Source organism: Vibrio splendidus (assembly GCF_003345295.1).
Classification (GTDB): Bacteria; Pseudomonadota; Gammaproteobacteria; order Enterobacterales; family Vibrionaceae; genus Vibrio; species Vibrio splendidus_K.
The window spans coordinates 1,034,294-1,053,645 of sequence record NZ_CP031056.1 but is presented as its reverse complement, the minus strand read 5'-3'; the positions used below and the strand labels follow the sequence as shown (position 1 = coordinate 1,053,645).

16 protein-coding genes and 1 pseudogene are annotated in these 19,352 nt (G+C 38.8%); 10 read left to right on the top strand and 7 right to left on the bottom strand.

Annotation, left to right across the window (positions count from 1 at the left end; genetic code table 11):
* The first annotated feature begins 24 nt into the window (after window positions 1-24).
* From DUN60_RS20305 to kwaB, 3 genes are all read left to right on the top strand, one after another.
* The gene (locus DUN60_RS20305) at window positions 25-927 is read left to right on the top strand and encodes an alpha/beta hydrolase (RefSeq protein WP_114635259.1); all 903 of its coding nucleotides are present in this window, start codon (window positions 25-27) and stop codon (window positions 925-927) included.
* A gap of 598 nt (window positions 928-1,525) precedes the next feature.
* Window positions 1,526-2,143, top strand: a complete 618-nt coding sequence (gene kwaA, locus DUN60_RS20300) for an anti-phage protein KwaA (protein WP_114635258.1) — start codon at window positions 1,526-1,528, stop codon at window positions 2,141-2,143.
* Entirely contained in the window at window positions 2,140-3,108 is a 969-nt protein-coding gene (kwaB, locus tag DUN60_RS20295; protein ID WP_114635257.1) for an anti-phage protein KwaB, read from the top strand. The genes kwaA and kwaB overlap by 4 nt, the downstream gene beginning before the upstream one ends.
* Window positions 3,109-3,275: 167 nt before the next feature.
* Here kwaB and DUN60_RS24800 read toward each other — a convergent pair.
* The 5 genes and pseudogenes from DUN60_RS24800 to DUN60_RS20270 form a co-directional block, all read right to left on the bottom strand.
* Window positions 3,276-3,605: pseudogene (locus DUN60_RS24800) on the bottom strand (regulator).
* 218 nt (window positions 3,606-3,823) lie between these two features.
* Entirely contained in the window at window positions 3,824-4,720 is an 897-nt protein-coding gene (locus DUN60_RS20285; protein ID WP_114635256.1) for an SET domain-containing protein, read from the bottom strand.
* Window positions 4,721-5,057: 337 nt separating this feature from the next.
* Window positions 5,058-5,858: a metallophosphoesterase gene (locus DUN60_RS20280; protein ID WP_114635255.1), complete on the bottom strand. Its 801-nt coding sequence runs from the start codon at window positions 5,856-5,858 to the stop codon at window positions 5,058-5,060.
* Between the two features lie 464 nt (window positions 5,859-6,322).
* Window positions 6,323-6,598 (bottom strand): hypothetical protein, encoded by a 276-nt coding sequence (locus DUN60_RS20275; RefSeq protein ID WP_102364286.1) that lies wholly within the window; start codon window positions 6,596-6,598, stop codon window positions 6,323-6,325.
* A 4-nt stretch (window positions 6,599-6,602) separates the two neighbouring features.
* Window positions 6,603-7,034 (bottom strand): P-loop nucleotide/nucleoside kinase family protein, encoded by a 432-nt coding sequence (locus DUN60_RS20270; RefSeq protein WP_114635254.1) that lies wholly within the window; start codon window positions 7,032-7,034, stop codon window positions 6,603-6,605.
* A 983-nt stretch (window positions 7,035-8,017) separates the two neighbouring features.
* On the opposite strand from DUN60_RS20270, the gene DUN60_RS20265 reads away from it, so the two are divergent.
* The 4 genes from DUN60_RS20265 to DUN60_RS20250 all read left to right on the top strand — a co-directional run bounded on the left by DUN60_RS20265 (window position 8,018) and on the right by DUN60_RS20250 (window position 13,778).
* Window positions 8,018-10,342, top strand: coding sequence for a type 2 periplasmic-binding domain-containing protein (locus DUN60_RS20265; protein ID WP_114635253.1), 2,325 nt, complete (start codon window positions 8,018-8,020; stop codon window positions 10,340-10,342).
* Between the two features lie 411 nt (window positions 10,343-10,753).
* The gene (locus tag DUN60_RS20260; protein ID WP_016788587.1) at window positions 10,754-11,020 is read left to right on the top strand and encodes a helix-turn-helix transcriptional regulator; all 267 of its coding nucleotides are present in this window, start codon (window positions 10,754-10,756) and stop codon (window positions 11,018-11,020) included.
* Between the two features lie 503 nt (window positions 11,021-11,523).
* Window positions 11,524-12,468 (top strand): ribosome biogenesis GTPase YlqF, encoded by a 945-nt coding sequence (ylqF, locus tag DUN60_RS20255; RefSeq protein WP_114635252.1) that lies wholly within the window; start codon window positions 11,524-11,526, stop codon window positions 12,466-12,468.
* A gap of 284 nt (window positions 12,469-12,752) precedes the next feature.
* Complete coding sequence (locus DUN60_RS20250) at window positions 12,753-13,778, top strand: GGDEF domain-containing protein (RefSeq protein WP_167409375.1); 1,026 nt, start codon at window positions 12,753-12,755, stop codon at window positions 13,776-13,778.
* 151 nt (window positions 13,779-13,929) lie between these two features.
* Here the strand turns inward: DUN60_RS20250 and DUN60_RS20245 are convergent, their stop codons facing one another.
* Window positions 13,930-14,475 (bottom strand): GNAT family N-acetyltransferase, encoded by a 546-nt coding sequence (locus DUN60_RS20245; protein WP_004731280.1) that lies wholly within the window; start codon window positions 14,473-14,475, stop codon window positions 13,930-13,932.
* 166 nt (window positions 14,476-14,641) lie between these two features.
* On the opposite strand from DUN60_RS20245, the gene DUN60_RS20240 reads away from it, so the two are divergent.
* The 3 genes from DUN60_RS20240 (at window position 14,642) to DUN60_RS20230 (ending at window position 17,931) form a co-directional block, all read left to right on the top strand.
* Complete coding sequence (locus DUN60_RS20240) at window positions 14,642-15,784, top strand: acyl-CoA desaturase (RefSeq protein WP_114635250.1); 1,143 nt, start codon at window positions 14,642-14,644, stop codon at window positions 15,782-15,784.
* Window positions 15,785-16,063: 279 nt separating this feature from the next.
* Entirely contained in the window at window positions 16,064-17,437 is a 1,374-nt protein-coding gene (locus DUN60_RS20235; RefSeq protein WP_114635249.1) for an endonuclease/exonuclease/phosphatase family protein, read from the top strand.
* Between the two features lie 203 nt (window positions 17,438-17,640).
* Window positions 17,641-17,931: a putative quinol monooxygenase gene (locus DUN60_RS20230; protein ID WP_017076041.1), complete on the top strand. Its 291-nt coding sequence runs from the start codon at window positions 17,641-17,643 to the stop codon at window positions 17,929-17,931.
* Between the two features lie 231 nt (window positions 17,932-18,162).
* Here DUN60_RS20230 and manA read toward each other — a convergent pair whose 3' ends face one another.
* On the bottom strand, window positions 18,163-19,350 hold the full coding sequence (gene manA, locus DUN60_RS20225; protein WP_114635248.1) for a mannose-6-phosphate isomerase, class I: 1,188 nt from the start codon (window positions 19,348-19,350) through the stop codon (window positions 18,163-18,165).
* Window positions 19,351-19,352 lie beyond the last annotated feature (2 nt).

Sequence of the window (19,352 nt, the reverse complement as noted above, 5' to 3'; positions counted from 1 at the left end):
TGGTAGCCATTTTTGGGGTAATAAATGAGTAAAAATGATAGCGGTCACTCTATAACCGAGTATGCCCGACAAGGTGATGAGTTAATTCGGTTCGATGGTAAGGCACGAGCCAAGTCTTCTGACTTTCAAACTGATAAAACTGTAATTCTCATTCACGGGTTCACTGCGCATGGAGATTACCTCGAGTCTTTAGCAACCGAATTAATAGAGTATGGTTACAACGTCCTCATTTATAATTACTATTCACTTAATGGGGTTTTACGGGCTGCTGAGAGTTTGGCTGAAAGATTAGTTCTACTTAATAGAAATACAGATGGCGATCTAGAAAGTAACAAAGTTAGTCTTATATGTCATAGCATGGGAGGACTTGTTGGAAAAAGCTTGTATTTATTGACGGAAGCTAAGTGTTTTGTGTCTTCGTTAGTAACGATAGGAACCCCTCATCAAGGTACATTAACCGATGCTAAAGTAATGCAACACTTGATAAATGCAGGTGAATATTTATCTGGAAGCTCAACAAGTTACAGACCTGATAGTTGCTCAGCTAAAGAGTTAATGGGGGTAGATAACTACAATAACATTGGCTTACTTGACTCTTTGACACAAAAAGCCGACGAGTTGAAGGAATTACCAATTCTTAGTATTTCAGGAGGACGTCGATATTTAGAAGTTGGCAGTAACCAAATATTAAACTATGCGGCAAACAAGTACATTCAAAAGCAGCTCAAAAGTGAAAATGATGGATTGGTTTTAGAAGATAGCTCAACCCCATTTTCAAACTTAAAAATTGAACCTCACCCATTGAGCATGCACCAAAATAAATACTCTGATTATAAATATGTTAATCATAGCCACCTCGTAAACAGTCAAGTAGTAGGTCTAAATATTGTTGCATGGCTTAATAATATACTCAGGTCTGATGACTGATAGTATTACTGGTTAACGTTTGGTATGTTTTATATTATTTAGTTGAATGTACCTCTATTAACACTGTAAGGCTGAACACCTCCACCGTTCTGATCTTCACTATCAAAACGGGGAACCGAATCAAGCAACTTCCCATACCAGTAGTTACCCATGAATCGCAAATTTAGGAAAGCCGCTGGCAGACTTTTGTCCAAGCGTTTCTTAGTTTTAATTTCTATCCTTGGCACTTTCTAGCTCGAAAGTGCCCCATTGTTGGATAAGAATCTTGCTCATTCACATCCTTTTTATGAGCTTTTCCCCTACTAAAAGTTATCAATTCTTCCAATGCTGTTTGTTGTAAATCCACGTGTTGTATCACGGTTGTTCGACCTAACCGATATCCATCAATGCTCTACAGCGGCCTTAACAAACTAATCAAGATTGAAAAGTATCGACCATTCTCACCAAAATTGATCACAGATGGTATACTTGCTGTATATAAAAACAGTGTTACTACTTATTTACCCTAACTATAAGATATGTATGGACATTTGTATGGTTACAGATGCACAATATGGCGACATTGTGGGTTGGACAACTCTTCTCAAGAGGCTAACTTATGAACACAAAAGAAAAAGTTAAACTATACATTTTGTCGTTGGGAATATTATTTCCAATTATATTGATAATGTCATTGAAGATGCCAAGCGAATCCTTTCAGGTATGTGGCACTGAACCGTGCAATTTTGAGAAAATAGTAAGTATCAGCCTTTCTAATATTTGGTTAATGTACAAAACCAATTGGCTAGCTGTTCTAATGCTTTTCTGCTTCTTAGGCTCACTGATTATCAAGCGCCAGTTCGAGTACATGCTTGAAGGTGGCGTTGGAAAAACAGTTCGGGTTTGCAATGTTAAAAGCGAAGATTATGAACACCTGACTTTTCTCGCAACTTACATTATCCCGTTTTTTGGTTTCTCATTTGATGACCCTAAAAAGCTAATCGCTTACCTTATCTTGATTATCATCATAGGTATGATTTTCATAAAAACTGATAAGTATTACGCGAACCCTACATTAGCTTTATTTGGATATCGGTTGTACAAAGCCGATTTATCTGACAGTCATGGGTTGTATGAATCTGTCATTATAATATCAACAGATAAAATCATTAATAAACAATCAATTAAGTACAAGTTAATTTCAGACAACGTATTTTTTGCTAAGGTAGTGAAATGAGTCAAGTAAAAAAAGTACTCAAAAATTACATTGATGAGTGTGATGGTATTGGGGTTTACTTTGTAACCCACGCTGGCGACATCTTTGACGCCGATATCGACTCTAATGCTCTTAGGCGTTTTAAAGTCGATTTTTGCAATGAATTTGACCGAAAATATACTGAAAACGAAAATTTTTCAGTAGTAAAGCTGTCGAATTATGACGAGAGAAAGAGTGCTCTCTTCAGGTATGACTTCACTCCTCAAGAGATGCCGCTAGAATTCCAATATACCCAAAAAGTGTTGCAGTTCCTGCCAACTGATAATGTTCCAGTTTTTCGCTTAGGTAATAGTCGTCTAAACGAATTAAAGGCTGTAATCGTTTTACTCCAAAGCTCAGTTACCTCAGCAAAAATGGCCTTCTATCAGCACATCTTCCCAGTATCTATTATCGGCCCTGACAAAGGGTTTCTAAACCTCACTAGCCTACAATCTCGTTTAGTGGAATTAGAAGAAGATATCCTAAAGTTGAACGCTAACTTTGTATTTATGCAAACTGGAAAGCACTACCTGATTGAGAATGTTAACACGTTAGAAACCAGGCTTGGCTTCAAAAACGCTATTCATAGCCGAGCTGAATTGTATTCGAAAAAGCTGGATACAACGGGTCTAGTCGAAGACTTAACTATGTTCAATGATAGAATCAAGAAAGAGACATCGTTCGCACGTAAACTAGTTAAAGTTTATCGAAACTCTGCGGTATTAAATGAAAACGTACCTCATGAAAAAATCATCGAGTTTACGAAAAAGAAACCTCACTTCAAGTCTTTGAGCATGTCTGTTAACGACAATGACAACGGCTTTAAACTTGATACTGTAGGTCGATGTAAGCAGTTCCTTGAACTGCTAGATGATGATTTCTTACGTTCCGATCTAACTAACGCAGATTACATTGCAAGGACTAAAGATCGAGTTAAGAACTCTTAGCCAGTAAAAAGCCGAACCCTCTCGAAAAAGGTTCGGCTTCTTCTCCTTGATATGACTAAAAGGATGACTGGACACTTAAACAAGGTTTTTCATCATTCCAGCCGCAACCACCATATCAACAAGTATCAGGTCTCGTTAATTGGCATCTATAAAGCTTTGAGCCTAGATCAAAAAAGCCATGCTTTTCTCATCCCAATTTTGATGTTGGCTATCGCTCTAGTAAGTCCAAGTAAATGAGTAGAAGTCTTGATCTCTTGCTCATATTGAATCCCCAATAGAGCAATCCCTGCTAATATTTTCTGTGGCCTCATCACTTGACCTGTCAGTAGCTCCATAAGGTCGTAAACATTTTGAGCTGTTCCTAATCATCACTTACGTTGAGTTCCCGACCTTTTGCCATACGCATAAGCCTTTTATACTTAGGAGGTATTGGTTTCCTTCATCCCAACCCGTGACAGCCCTCTCAGTATTTAAACACAGTTCAGAGACTTCGTCATTTGGCGCTCTAACTCTCGATAAATTTAATTCTTACTCATTACACGACGTTTAAATGAACAAACCTTTAAATGCAATAGTTTGCATTTATTTTATGTCTAACAACATGCTGTCAAGACAAACTATTCAATCAAAAAAATTGAGTCGAACCAGTTGGTGATTTATTACTGAACCATGCCCGATTCGACTTTCGATAATAATAATTCGGATTAGAGATGTCCTATTTGATTAAGAATTTTTCTTTATAGCAACGTTTGCACGTACAATCGAAATCAAACCTAGTTTTAAGTTGCTTCTGCCTAGCTTTTAGAGGTAACCCCATATATTCATCATCGTATGTCCAAGTAATTTCATCACCTTGTTTTATATCTTTTGTTGCTATAATTATAGGATCGGAAATGCTGATTAGATCGGTAGCAGAAGGGTTAGCTTTTATAGATGGTTGAACCTCAGCGTTTGCATCACAACTGTGATTCATATACATCATTGCGGCAGATATGTACCCAAATATCGATATTGTTTTTTTCGGGTTTAGAACAATGTAAGTTGAGTGATACGTAGTTACAATTGCGTGAATGTAGCGAATATATTCTGGTTTATGTTTCAAATTTTTCGATAATGAATCAACGATCTCTTTATCATACTCATTAAACTTTGGTCGTTGACTATCTCTCAGGTTGTATCTTTTGATAATATGCTCAATTATACCAGTGCTAGATGGCAATAGTAAGGGTAATAGCATCCCCCAAGTACCTGATTTTTCAGCAAGTGGAATCTTGGATATGTTGTAACCGATTAACAACTCATCAACTAATATTGTTTCATTTGCTTTGAAATTTCTGGTTGCCCTGAGCCCTCGCAGGCCATCTTTTCTGATGAACACTTCAACGCCAGAACCAACCGAAGGGTATACAAAATATGATGAGCTATTACTTTTAAGCGCAAATGTTTTCTTAGTTTCAGTTTCAAACGTTTTTTCAATTTTGAGTAATGCTTTGAAGCTTGTATACCCATTCTCAATAGCAAGCTGGTTTTGATAATCTGTGAGTTTTATTGACTTATCGTGAAGACGAAGTGATTTTGCTTGTTTTTTAATTTTAGTGCTTAATTTAGACATAATTAATCCTGCAATTTATCTCACTTCTTGGTACGAGAGATTAAGTAGGTTTTTCTGCCTTGACCATTAAATAAACAAATTTTGAACTAGTGTTGAGCTAAGCAACTTTGGTATCCAAGAACGCCTCTAGAATGCGCAGAAAAATAATACCTGACTCAACATATATGTGCAAACGGTATAATTGGGTTGGCTAAAAGTTTTCTCTGCCCTTGAAATTTACAATATTCTATAAAGTTACTTTGTTATACTTGAACTAACTCCGCATTTTATTAGATAAGTAAATTCACAAGATAACTTTAAGTTCCTCGCTTAAAACATTGAGTACCCCATCGGTTTCTCATGTCTTAAGTAGATTATGTAACAGTCTGGAGTTCAAAAGGTTGTTGTCAAACTTCCCTTCGTGGGGATACCCTACCTGGCTTGAAACCTGTCTTACACCCTCAACAATGCGATCAAAATTATCGTGAGTATGCCCACTAACCATAACGCTTACTCCATGCTCGGCTAACTCTCGGATTAACTCATTGTCATCAGAGCAGAAATAACACGTTAAAAGGTCAACTGGATAGCCTGAGTGTTTCAATTCAAAAGTCTGTGGAAAGTGAGAAACAACCAGCTTCTTCTTCTTTAGAGAGTTAGACATAGATTCAATACAGGAACTCCTAAACTCAGCGTTTAACTCCCTCATTTTTGAAGGTGTCAACGTCTGATTATTCACTGTTATGTATTTGAAATCATTGATTCTCATCTGTAAGAAGAGAGTGTTGACGTCATTTAGCCCACTGAGGTTTGTCCAACCAATCCCTCCAAATATTTCAAGATCATACTTATCAATAACTACCGATGTGTTTTCGAGAAAATGCAAGTTGTCACTCAATTGATTCCAAAAAGGTAAACAGCTCAAATAATCAAGATAATCGAAACCTTGAGGATACAACTCATGGTTACCAGCAATCACGATAAATTCAATATCAAGGTTTGATTTAGCCGCTTGGAAAGCGAGCTCTGCTAGCCCTACCCCATGCGTAATATCCCCACCAAGTATCACAATATCAGCATCAGGGTTAACCAATTGTTTAATGGTGGTTCCACTAAACTCTTCATGCAAATCTGATATCACTTGAAACAACGTATCCACGGGCAATCTCGTAAAAAATGACTGTTATAACAGGATAATAGTTGCTCAAACAGATGTCCAACAAGTCATGTACAACTCCATTGATACGTCAGATTAATTGGCGATATAACCCTTATAGAGCACCACCAAAGCGGTGCTTTGAATAAATCGACAGATTCGTGAGCGAAGCTCATGGGAAAGTTCTTACCGATTCTTAGTCCATTTAAGAAGTCTTAAATTTGGGTTGGGATGTTAAGAATTTTTAAAGTTGAAATGACTCAATAATAATGTATCTCATCACGTATTAACTGATACCCCATTAAAATTAGGTCTGTTGTGTAATGTCCTTATAATGATAAGAAGATAACACCATAAACCCCAAAACCAGAGCTGGTTTCCAGTATGAGGCCCCCCGATGCTCTCTGACATCCACTATGATCAGTATTTATTTCTGTGCAATCTCAGAGTAGCCATAATGAAGTTATTCAATCAGAAGTATTGGTTTTACTATCTAGGTCAAGCCAGTCATTTGTAGCAGATAATGAGCTCATGACTTTCATCAAATCAATTGGAAATTGATGATCAGAGTGACGATTCATCATTTCCTGATCGTATGTATATCGCGCATGAGGGTGCTGCGTTTCATATTCAAAATAAATATAAATGGCTTCTGCCCTATCAAGCCCTGAGAGACCTTTAGCTGCCTTTCTAGCCGCACGAATATGTTTTCTATAGAAAAAATCTATGTCTTTTGCAAGCATATACTTATACCTCCGTAGACACGATAGTATTAAGTGAGCTCTGCCTTGATTTTGGTACAAATGTTTCAAATTGCTGATTCATTCGCTCAACAGTCCAGTCTGGAACACCGTGTATATTTTGATACTTCCCTTCAGCTTCAATAACCTCCAACTCAATATCAAGGTTCTGTGTCGCATTGATGTAGCTTTGAAGCTCCCAGCCTTTAATAAAGGTATTGGCTACGACAACATCATATCCAGCTCTTAGAAGACGTTTCATCTCAAGTCGACACCATGCATGAGCATCTTTAATGTACTGCGGGCAATGGCTGTACTTACCATCTTTATCTACAAAAAACATATCTGCTTCGACCAAACGGGCATCAAGTTTTGAAGCCATTGTTGTTTTTCCTGACCCAGGAATGCCTCTAATTAGTGTGAGCTTTTGTTTCTTCATATTATTTACCTCAAATTTATTAATGGTAGAGGAGCCCCCTACTTTCGTAGTAAATAATACTAAAATTGACTGCTTTATCAATTAGCACTAATGGATATTAATCTTTTAAATCAGCAACTTAATCCAGTTTATTAAATCTAATATTACTAAAGTTTAGATTGAGTATGAACTTATACATCTAACTCAATCAGTTAGCTCCTTTCATAACTTTCTTAATGGAAATAGTATCTAGTTTCTATGGGGTTTTACTATTTAGACTCAGATCACATAAATTAATCTATACGTTATTCAAAGGGTGTAACTACAAAATCATGCCTAGGACATCATTTACAAAAAATTTTCCATGAGCAATGCTCATGAACATATCGATTTAGTTTACAGCTAAGCTTTGGCGAACTTTAAAACAGGGGCAATATGAACTTATTTTATACATACAGAAGAAAGTGGCCCTTTAAGAAGCAAGACATGTGAACCATCTTGAAAAAATACAATCCGTAACATATTGATTAACAATAACAACGTTTAAAAATCACCTAACCCATTGATTTTATAAGTAGTAGTATATGGTGTCAGAACCGTATCTACGTTAAGGTTTGACCAAATCAACGGCAAACCACCATGAACAAACTTATCTATAGAAGAGCCTTAAACCAAAACTTAAACTCAAACCGCAACATAAAAGCCTTGAAAACTCTTAGTGCATTAAAAGACCTCCCTTTTCTTGTCGAGTGCTCAAAGTATAAGCATCTCGAGCAATTCAAAACGAAGTTTTGGAAAACTGCTCATAGGGGCACTTTCCCTTATTTATATATAAACACTTCAAAGTGCCCCCCTTTTACTTAAGGCAACGCTTTGCTTATAAATGTCAGTAGTAAACCCTCCAAAGAGTCCCTCTTTGAATCTATCGATTATGGTTCATTCTAAAGGGCCAATTTTAAACAGTTTCCACCACATAAAACCAAAATAATTATAAAAAGGTAAATATGAAAATTACTAATAAATCAACAACATCAGAACACATTGTCATGGCTGGTCATGCATTCGATAAAGTCACGATTCTTGTATCAAATGGTGTCGAGTATTCTTCATCAGATAGAAGGATCGTGGCGCCAATATATGGTCAAACAAACATTATGGAAATTTACCGATCATATAAACAAGCAGGAATAAAAGACATACAGTTTGCAGTCGATTCTAAGTCACTTCCAGAGGCGTCCTCAATTGTAATGCTTGAAAACTTCAAAGCTGATAAAAAGCATATTATTGATGTAGTAACGGGCGTTGACTACTCTAGCTACCATTCATTTCAGTACTTATTTGAAGCTTACAAGATACATCCAAGTGAAGAGTTAGCATCATTCCTTTCTAGGTACTTAATTCAGCAAATCCCGCTTCGGTTTGACTCAGCAGAGGCTTGCCTAAATCACTTTCTTCCAGGTAGCTCCGATGATAGTTACAGAAAGCTTCTCTCCAAGTTACAAGAACTTGAAGCGTCGCACGAAAGCGAACTCATAAAGGCAACTAGAGTATCCAACTTTGACGATATTGTTGAAGTCGAAACTTTTGCGGATGTGGGCCACTACATCGACTCTGAAAAATACGACACATATGCACTCTTAGGTAGAGCAGGAACAGGGAAAACTAAAAATGTACTGCAACCTATTTCGAAGTCTGCTGATAGTAAAAAGCGTGTCGTGTATCTTTCTTATCTCATTCCATTAGTTGAACAGTTCTGTGAAATGACTGATGCAATTTCTTATAAAAAAGCGTCCTTGTATGAGATAGAAAATGCAGATGCACTTGGAGTTGTAGTTAACAGTAGCTACAAAGATCACATTGCGTCTTTCTTACTCAGTTGCGACGTACTTATTATCGATGAATTTGAAAAAGTCACTTCGACTGTTTGCTCAAAGAGCAACAATACAATGCCACGAGAAGAAGTTTTTGAAATCTTGAGTAAAGCAATTATCAGGGCTCCAAAGATTGTTGTGGCTGACGCCGATATTACAGACACAACATTATGTTGGTTGAAAAAACTAGGCAAAAACATCCAGGTTATAAAAGCAACACATAACCCATATAAAAATGTGAACGTCACTATTGCAGACAAGCTTCATGTTTTCACACATACAAGAAACCAGTTTAAAAATGAAAAGGTCATTTTATTTGACACACTCAAATCACTCAGACTTGTAATGATAGATTTGGGATTAAAAGATAGATCTGGACAACCATGCGAAAAAGCAGCTTTTCGTAAGAAAATACTTGTTATTACAGGAGCTAACAAAGGCTCATCAGAACAAGCTAAATTTCTAAAAAATCCTTCTGAGGAATGTTTGAAATACGACAAGATTTTCGCATCTCCATGTCTTGCTTCAGGGTATTCGATAGAAAGTGACTATACAGACAATGTGAACGTGATGAGTGATCTAACGCTGGGTGTGAAAGAACTGATTAATTTTTCAAAAAGGTTCAGAACTAGCACGAAAATAACGTTCTATCTAACATCAAATTTTATTTACGACTATCAACCAATACAAAACAATTTTCTTGATTCAGATTGTGACCTATTGAATCTAGAATTTGTTAACAAGCGCAAGCTGTTCAATAGCAATCAACCATTAAGTATGAGATGGGCGCTTAAACAACTTGGATTCAATGTTCAAATATTAACCACTACCCATGAATTATTGAAGAAAGGACAAAATCAGCTCAATGTATTGAATGGATTGGAGAAAGAGAGTCGAATACAAGCAATTTTGGATGCACCTCTAACCACGCAAACAGAAGTAGACAGGCTCATGGCAACAAACCAAGTAGGTTTCCAAGAGCAAGCGATGATAAAGAAATTCGAGATCATGCGTGATTATCAGATTAGTTCAGTAAAAGAAGAAGATGTTCTTTTTGATATGTCTTTTACGAATAAACAGCTTTTCAAACATATCTGGACTAGTCAACCAAACAAGGACAAAACGACAAAACACCTCATTGAACCTGCCAAGATTCTGAATTCAATGACCTTTGAGAGTTCTGAATATAGTAATCGTGATGAAAAACTTAGACTTTCACGTCCACAGGTTCTTGAAATTTCGCGAAAAATTTATGACAACCATGAATATTTTCATGAGGTACTTCCAAGAGTAAAGTTTTATGAGGAATGTACACAGGCCCGAGCAACCAAACTCTTAAAATCCCTATTAACCTCATTGGGGTATATATGGCCAAAGCATGGATACAATGGCAACAAAAACTTAGTGAGAATTAAACTTGATGATAGAGCTTTAGCTTTTAGAAACACCATCAGCTAGGATTCAGATCGAAGCCCCCTAAATGCCACTACACACGCGGCATTTAGGAGGTTATATGATTTAACTTTATCGTATTAATCATTTAACTATATAAACCAACAACTTGAATCGCTTACACATTAAACAAAAAGCACCACTAAGCGTGAGGTTAATCACAAATAATTGCATGTGCAAATGTTTCACCTTTACCAAGCAAATAAGTAGCAGTTAACATATTCACCTCGTAAAACTGTCCTCACAATTTACTTTGTATTCAACTTGAAGGAGTTACTAACAATATAGAGCCTTGTTTGCTGGCGATAAATTATGCAAACGATTTTTCCCTTGGCACATTATGCCACTTAGTTCTCATAAACATTTGAAAACCATCCACTCATTTCACTGATTTGAACAGTGACATATAGGTTTTTTATGAGCATTAAATTCAAGATCGAACGTAAAAAAGACGTTTTAGCACGCATCCCATTTTCGATGGCAACACTTCATCGCAAAATTAATGATGGAACTTTCCCACCTTCAATATCTCTTGGCGCGAACTCGGTTGGATTTCTTTCTCATGAGATTGATAGCATAATTGCTGCAATGGTCTTGGGCAAAGACCTCAAGGTTGTGGTATCAGAGCTAGTCGAAAAACGTCAGTACTTTCTTGATGATAGCTATTTAGCATTAGCCGCATAACTCTTACTTTAGGCTTACCATGATAAGTGGGATTTTCACTTCGATATGTAAACGCAAAATTCCACTTTACAATTAATTTCTATAGAGCACTGTTATCCCGCAACATGATGAGTTAAGCGCATTTCTTTACGTAGAATTTGACTCACCCATACACAGTAGCGTTGTGTTACTTCAGAACCTCTTCATTTTAAAAACTACCTCCTTGATATACGCACCTCTCTCAATCACTAGAACCAAATTAAGATATAGCTAAGAACAGGAGCTCCATCGCTTTCTATCTGCTTTATCCATCGCAATCATCCCTAGAAATTTATTTTAAATACTCTCTACGCCTTCACACCTGTTATTCGATTCACGCTACCCTTATAAAGTGTTAAGATCTCTTTATCAAAGTTTATTGTGGCGACGAAACAGTACATGTATTGTGATTTCCTTATCAAATCTTATGTACCCCACTTTGTACCCCACATTAAACAACTAAAATTTAAAGGTAATAGTTTCAAATGGTTAACAGTAGTATTCAATGGTTTCCGGGTCACATGCATAAAGCCCGCAAAGAAATCGAAGAAGTTATCCCACAGGTTGATGTGATCATCGAAGTACTGGACGCTCGTATCCCGTTCAGTAGTGAAAACCCAATGATCTCTTCACTGCGCGGCGATAAGCCTTGTGTAAAAGTGTTGAACAAGCGCGACCTTGCCGATCCTGAGCTCACTGAGCGTTGGATTGAGCACTTCGAGAAAGAGCAAGGCGTTAAAGCGATTGCGATTACTACTAGCGTAAAAGAAGAAGTTAACCACGTGATGGAGCTGGTACGTAAATTAGCACCGCACCGTGAACAAATGGGTAAGAACATTCGCACGATGATTATGGGTATCCCTAACGTGGGTAAATCGACCATTATCAACTGTTTGGCTGGACGTACGATTGCGGTAACGGGTAACCAACCTGCGGTAACTCGTCGCCAACAACGTATCAACCTGCAAAACGGCGTGATCCTTTCAGATACTCCTGGGATCCTTTGGCCTAAAGTAGAAAACCCACACAGCGGCTTCCGTTTAGCTGCGACTGGTGCGGTAAAAGATACAGCAATGGAATACGACGAAGTGGCATTCTACACAGTCGAGTACTTAGCGAAGCAGTACCCTCACCTGTTGAAAGAACGCTACCAAATTGAAGAGCTGCCAGAGTCTGACATCGAATTGATGGAAGCAATTGGTCGTAAGCGCGGTGCACTTCGTGCAGGTGGTCATATAGACATTCACAAGTGTTCGGAAATCCTACTTCACGAACTTCGCAACGGTACTTTAGGTAAAGTAACGCTAGAGCTACCAGAGATGATCACCAAAGAATTGGTTGAAGTAGAAGAAGCGGCTGCACTGAAAGCTGAGCAGCAGATTAAAAAGAAAGAAGAACGTCGTAAGCGTTACTTAAAGAACAAGCGCTAATCGCTATTAGTTTTTGTTAATCTGCATTAGTTTCTGTTAACCACTCTTACACCAACCTCTAATATATTCACGTTCTATCGATAATAGGGCGTGAATATTGCGTTCTACCGTTTGTTGATCTAGCTAACATACTGACAAATCTATAGAAACGGTCATTTACAATCCCAAAGACTGTGACATACTACGCAAATTATTGTGTATCAATCTCGGTTAGTTTCTCAATGCGCTCTTATTCTGGGTTCAAGAATCAAAGATTTAAAACCTATTTCGATAATGAAATTTATTTGCCGTACATAAATTTCATCTACATTCCAATCTCAATATTCTGTGCTTTCATTGTTACCGACTACATCCACTTTGGTACAGAGTGCGTAACCCCTATCATTTTCCGAGTCATACTTTTTCTATTGATGATGGTTGTCGCAAGATACTGCATTACAAATAAACCCAACGTTTTAGAACTCGTAGAAAGTACCTTCCTCGTAATTACCTCGCTTTTCTTGGTCTATGTAGGTCGACTCGCTATTGAGTTGAACAATTTCGATTACCAAGGTGGCATCATTCTAGTAATGATCTACATCGGAACCTTTTCAAGACTGTCTGCTAAATACAGCATCACTACTCTGTCATTTATCTTTTTGGCTTATCTCATTGGCCTTACCCCTCAGCTTTATGAAGCAGAGCCTAGTCACGAAATAGAAACCATTTCCGTATACGCTTCAGCTTATATTCTTATTGCAGCTTCTTGTTTAAGACGAGATTTCGAAGTGCATAAACGCTTCACTCAATCCGAACAGCTTCGTAAACAAGCAATACAACTCCGCAAGCAATCTAATATGTTTGAAGCCCTTTCTTATCAAGATGCGCTAACGGGTTGCTACAACCGCCTTTATCTTCATCAGGTGATCGAACCAAGCATAGACCGTCAGTTATCCATAACATCGATCATGATAGATATTGATCATTTCAAATCGATTAACGACACCTACGGCCACCAAATGGGTGATATGGTGATCAAAGAACTGGCCGATGAGATTCAAAAAAGGCTACCAACCAGCAGTAACTGCTTTCGATACGGCGGTGAAGAGTTTTTAGTGATGGTCCAAGGAGAAACTGAGGCTTCAATTGAATCGCTAGTTAACTCCCTATTAGAATCTCCTTCTCTCCTTCGGTTAGAAGTAACAATTTCAATCGGTGTGAAATATGCGTCACAGGCTCTCGGCTCTGTCGAACAACTTATCGACGATGCCGATCAAGCACTCTACATTTCGAAGAAGAGCGGTAGAAATAAGATCACATGGAGTGATTAATCACACAGTATTTCACGCGCGTTAGCGATTCATTATAACCACCATTAATCCAATCAAAAAAGCCCCGAACAATTGAATGCTCGGGGCTTTTGTCTTCGTTCTTCGGCTTTAAAGTGACTTCAGTAATTATAGTTACTTAAATAAGAAGCTACTAAGAATACACAACGCTCGCTGTTTTCTGTTCAAGTTCAACGGGAGAGCTCCAAGAAATCACTTTTTCATTCACTTGGCTGCCACATGGTGCGTTCCAAACTTGCTCTAGTTCTTCTTTGCCACCAATTGCCTGATAAAAAGCAATCGCTTGGTGGTTCTCAGACATCACCTCTAGGTAAAGCCCCGAATCAGAATAGTATTGCTGCAACCACTTTGATAATTCAGACAATAGACGCTTGCCAACACCACGACCGTGGTAATTATTGTCTACGTGTAACGCATCAATGAACGTGCCACGTTCAAAGTTGTGATTACCAAACGCGCAGACGAAACCAACCAGTAAACCGCCTTCTTCAAGCAATAAAACATGTTGGTTGAAAGGAGGATTAATCAAACGAGTCTGCCAAATAACAGATCTGTCCTCCAGAACATCATTTTCTAGGTAATCATCAGCAAGAATGCCACGGTAATATAGCTTCCAGCTATCCGCGTGTAATTGGGCAATCCGCTCATAATCTTTATATTCAGCTACCTTAATTTCCATTTATTAGCCCTTAGTACTTCCATTTATGACTTGCTACTACATTTCACACTACCTTTATACAATATTTAAGCAAAACATACTAATACACGTTTACACTTTCAATATTGACTTACACGTGTACGCTGATATTCTAGCGAACAGATGTAAGCTCAATGGAAATTTACTAATGAATAGTGCCGATAAACCATCAACAAAAAAGCCACCACTAATCTGGCTCAATATTTTTTTATTCTCTTTTAGCATGCTGCTTGCTGTTGTCGCGGCTCCCGTTTATGGCTACTTTTTTGGCTATGGTATGGAGCACTGGATATGGCTAGCGATCTGTTTTACGTTCTGTAACCTGTCTATCACGACGGGTTATCACCGCTTATGGTCACACAAAGCATTTGAAGCGCATTCAAGCCTAAGATTTCTATTTGCATTAGGTGGCGCATTTGCTCTACAAAACAGCGCGCTACACTGGTCTTCTGATCACCGTGTGCACCACAAGCATGTCGATAACAACGACAAAGACCCATACTCAGCAAAACGTGGCTTTTGGTATTCGCACATCGGCTGGATGATTCGTAATTACAATACTGCAATGTACACAGATTACGAAAATTGTCGCGACCTGAAGAAAGATAAGATTCTTATGTGGCAGCACAAGCACTACGTTTCATTAGCATTGCTTATGAACTTCGGTGTTCCAATCGTATTAGGTGTAATTTACGGTGACGTGCTTGGCATGTTGTTAATTGTGGGCGCTGTTCGTTTGGTACTTAACCACCACACTACATTCTTCATTAATTCTCTTGCTCACATTTGGGGTAGCCAACCTTTTACCGACAAAAACACAGCGCGTGACAACGGTGTGCTAGCGGTACTCACTTTTGGCGAAGGCTACCACAACTTCCACCACATCTTTGAGAACGACTACCGTAACGGCATCTACTGGTGGCAATACGATCCAACTAAATGGTTGATTAAGAGTGCTTCTTTAATGGGCTTAGCAAGCAAGCTTAAGAAAACGCCTCAAGCTCGCATCGAAAAAGCAGAAGCGACAATGCTACTTAAACGCACACAGCAGAAAATCATGCACCGTGCCGATAAGCAACAAATCGCGGAAAAGCTTCAACAAGAATTCGATGCACTTGTATCAAACATGAACGAATACTACGAAGTCAAGAAGCAGCTAATTGAAAGTAAACGCGAAGATGTTGTGAAAAAGTACGAACACTCAGTACTTAAGGTTCGTTACCAACAAATCAAAATGAATTTTGAACAGCAGAAGAAAAATTGGGCTATGACAGTAGAGCAATATGCTTAAAGTAAAGTAATACGCTTAACACCTCAATAACAACACTGTTTGATTCTTATTCAAATGCCCTTATCTTCCGGTAAGGGCATTTTTATTTCATAGATCTAATTAAATACATGAATTTTAAGTCTTTATTCTAATAACAGACACTAGTTCCAAATGTCACACTTTCACTGCAACAAGATGTCAACCTATAGAGCTTACTGTGACAAATATCACTTACAGAACGATATCCATCCCATAACATGCGCGTCCCAAAATTCTTTCAGCAATTAGCGGACCCATTTTATGAAATTGTTAAAAACATCTATCGCTTTCGCCATCTCTTCTGCACTTTTAATTGGTTGCAGCAGCGACACTGATTACGTTCAACCTGAAGAAGTTAAGATCGCTACCTACAACTTGTCATTTGACCGCGCAACCTTTCAAGATCTCGTAACTGAAATGCAAATCGAACCTAACGCTCAAGCGACGTTAGTGTCCGATTATTTGGATAATACAATTAGCGCCGCTAACAAAGAAACGGCAGCAAAAGTTATTCAGATCCGCAACGTCGCAGCTGTGATTCAAAAGAATCGCCCTGACGTGCTTATGATGGCTGAATTTAACAATGACGGCACAGGTACTGATAAATCAGCGCTAGAAGGTTTTCAAAAGAACTATCTCTCTGTCGCTCAAAGTATTGAAGGTGCAGGTGGCGACGCAAACTTAGAGCCAATCTCATACCCATACTTTGAAAGCTACTCAACTAATACAGGTTTACTGAACGAATTTGGTTTTGATTTAGACAATGATGGTAACGCTGGAACACTGCCAGGAGATGCGTGGGGCTTCGGTTTGTACCATGGGCAATACGCATTTGCTCTGATGTCAAAATATGAAATCGACACAGCCAACACGCGTACATTCCAAGAATTTAAATGGAAAGATCTCGAAGGTGCTACTATTCCAACAATCACTGTTTGCGACGATCCTAGTAAGTTCCCAACAGGTATGGTTTGCGGCGATGAGTGGTACACGGCCGAAGAATGGGCAGAAGTTCGCTTATCTTCAAAGAACCACGTTGATGCACCAATCCTCATCCCAACCAAAGATGGCACAGAAACGGTTCACTTACTGATGTCACACCCTACTCCGCCCGCTTTTGATGTAGGTAAAAACATCGAACAAAACGCAGCAGAAGTCGACTTCTGGCACCAATACATTCAAAACAAATCGTTCTTCTACGATGACTCTGGAAAAATGGGCGGCCTAGAACAAGGCAAGCATTTTGTTATGATGGGTGACCAAAACCTCGATCCAGTTGATGGCGACGGCATTAGCTCTGTTATGCAGGACTTACACAACGATGCATTGGTTAACCAAGATGTAACCAATGGCTCATTGTATCCAACAAGTGATGGCGCAGCTGAGTATGCTGCTGATAAACCACTACACCATCCATTACCAAGTCGCATTACTTCAAATTTTGGATTGGCGGTCGACTACGCACTACCATCAGCGACGATGAACATCATTGATTCCGGAGTATACTGGCCTGCCACAAATGAAGATGGCCGTACTTTAATCTTTGATTCTCGAATCCCTGACTCTAATGGAGATAGTAAAGAAATTTCATCTGATCACCGTATGATCTGGGTGAAAGCGGATTTCAGTAACTAAGCCAATCAATTGAGATCTAAGAAGCCCTCATATTGAAGTGAGGGCTTTTTTTATGATCGAAACCGATTGTCACTAGCTTTATGTTCTCAAACGCGAATTGTGGATGCTTACAACCATAGTTATTGGATTCCAGAGCTCTTTCTTCAATCTAAAATATAACTATATTACTTGAACTTAACGAGTTTATAGCTAAGGAATTGAGAATGAGTAAACTGACTATTATTGCAACGATTGTCTCTAAAGAAGACAAAACTGAGCTTGTTAAATCAGAGATGATTAAATTGATCGATAAAACCCGTGTTGAAGACGGCTGTATTAACTACGATCTACACCAAGATAACGATAATCCTGCTCACTTTGTTTTTCATGAGAATTGGGAGTCGGAAGCTCACTTAGAGAAACACTTGGCGAGCCAACACATTGCAGAGTATGTAGCTGCGACTGAAAACTGTATTGAAACCTTTGTGCTTAATAAAATGACGCACATTGCCTAACCAGTCACTCTGTACTGATTCAATAAAAAACCCAGCTCTGATCGCAGGGTTTGTCTTTTCTAAAGGCTTGTATCTACGTATTCTAATTATGAAAAAACCCGCCAGAGTAGCGGGTATGGTCAATAATTAATGCTGTCAAAAACAGATAGGTAACAACCATCAATCCAATATTGAGTGCCTCTTTACAGTGGCACTCTGACATTTCTTTTGCTGATCGCTAGCACGGGGGCACTAGTTAAAAGCACGAGCCAAAATGCCATTCCCTTGATATTGGTAAACACTTGAATTACTACTTACAAAGACCGACTCTCCAGGCTTAAGAGAAACTGTACGGCCTTCTGAAGTGACTGTCGCCTCTCCTTCCACGCAGAACAAAATCTCCGCGCTACGCAAATACTGTGACTTACTCTCATCGGTCGCAGACAAGATATCAAAACCAAAGTCATCCACTGGAATCGGATAGCTCATCTTGCCCTCTTTTAATACAGGCTTAAGGCGAATATCTTCTAGCTTAATCGGCTTAAAGATCGTGTTATCGATAAGCTCAGGAACATCTATGTATTTGGGTGTGAGGCCAGCACGCAACACGTTGTCTGAGTTTGCCATGATCTCTAAACCCGTACCTTGAACATAAGCGTGTGGGGTTTCTGCGAATAGGAACATCGCTTCACCAGGTGCCAGTTCAACCGTGTTAAGCATCAATGGTGCAAACAAACCAATATCACCTGGATAATGCTGTTTGAACTCTTTGCTGTATTGCAGAGCTTCACGCCCCATAACCGTTTTAGCTGGTCGCGCATGCGCCGCATAAAGTTCATTAAGCGCAGACTCTTTACGGTCACCCTCAAGCGACATAATTGCACTAAAGAAAGACTTCAGAGAATCACTGTCGGCATTGGCTTTAAGTACATTGAGCTCAATCGCTAACGAAGGGATATCCACTTCTTCGAACAAGGCAATAATATCGTCGATTGGACGAAAGCCATTCATCGCTTTGTAGAACGTCAGCGCATAAACAAGTTCAGGCTTATGGTTTGGATCTTTGTAATTACGATTAGACGCATTCAAAGGGATGCCAAGTGCATTCTCTCGCTCAAAACCTAATTCAGATTGACGCTTGTTCGGGTGTACCTGAATCGACAACGGTGTTTCGGCTGCCAACACTTTAAACAAGAACGGTAATTCACCAAAACGTGCCGCCGTGTACCCACCTAAAACATCGGTTTTGTTTTCATCAATCATGTGAGAAAGTGGCTCACCTGTGTCGCCTACTTTTGAGCAACCATTAGGATGAGCACCCATCCAAATTTCTGCTTGAGGTTCTTGGTTTGGGTTCACAATACCAAACAATTGATTAATGGAGTCTTTACTGCCCCATGCGTAGTTTTGGATAACGTTGTCGAGTTTGAATAGAGACATAA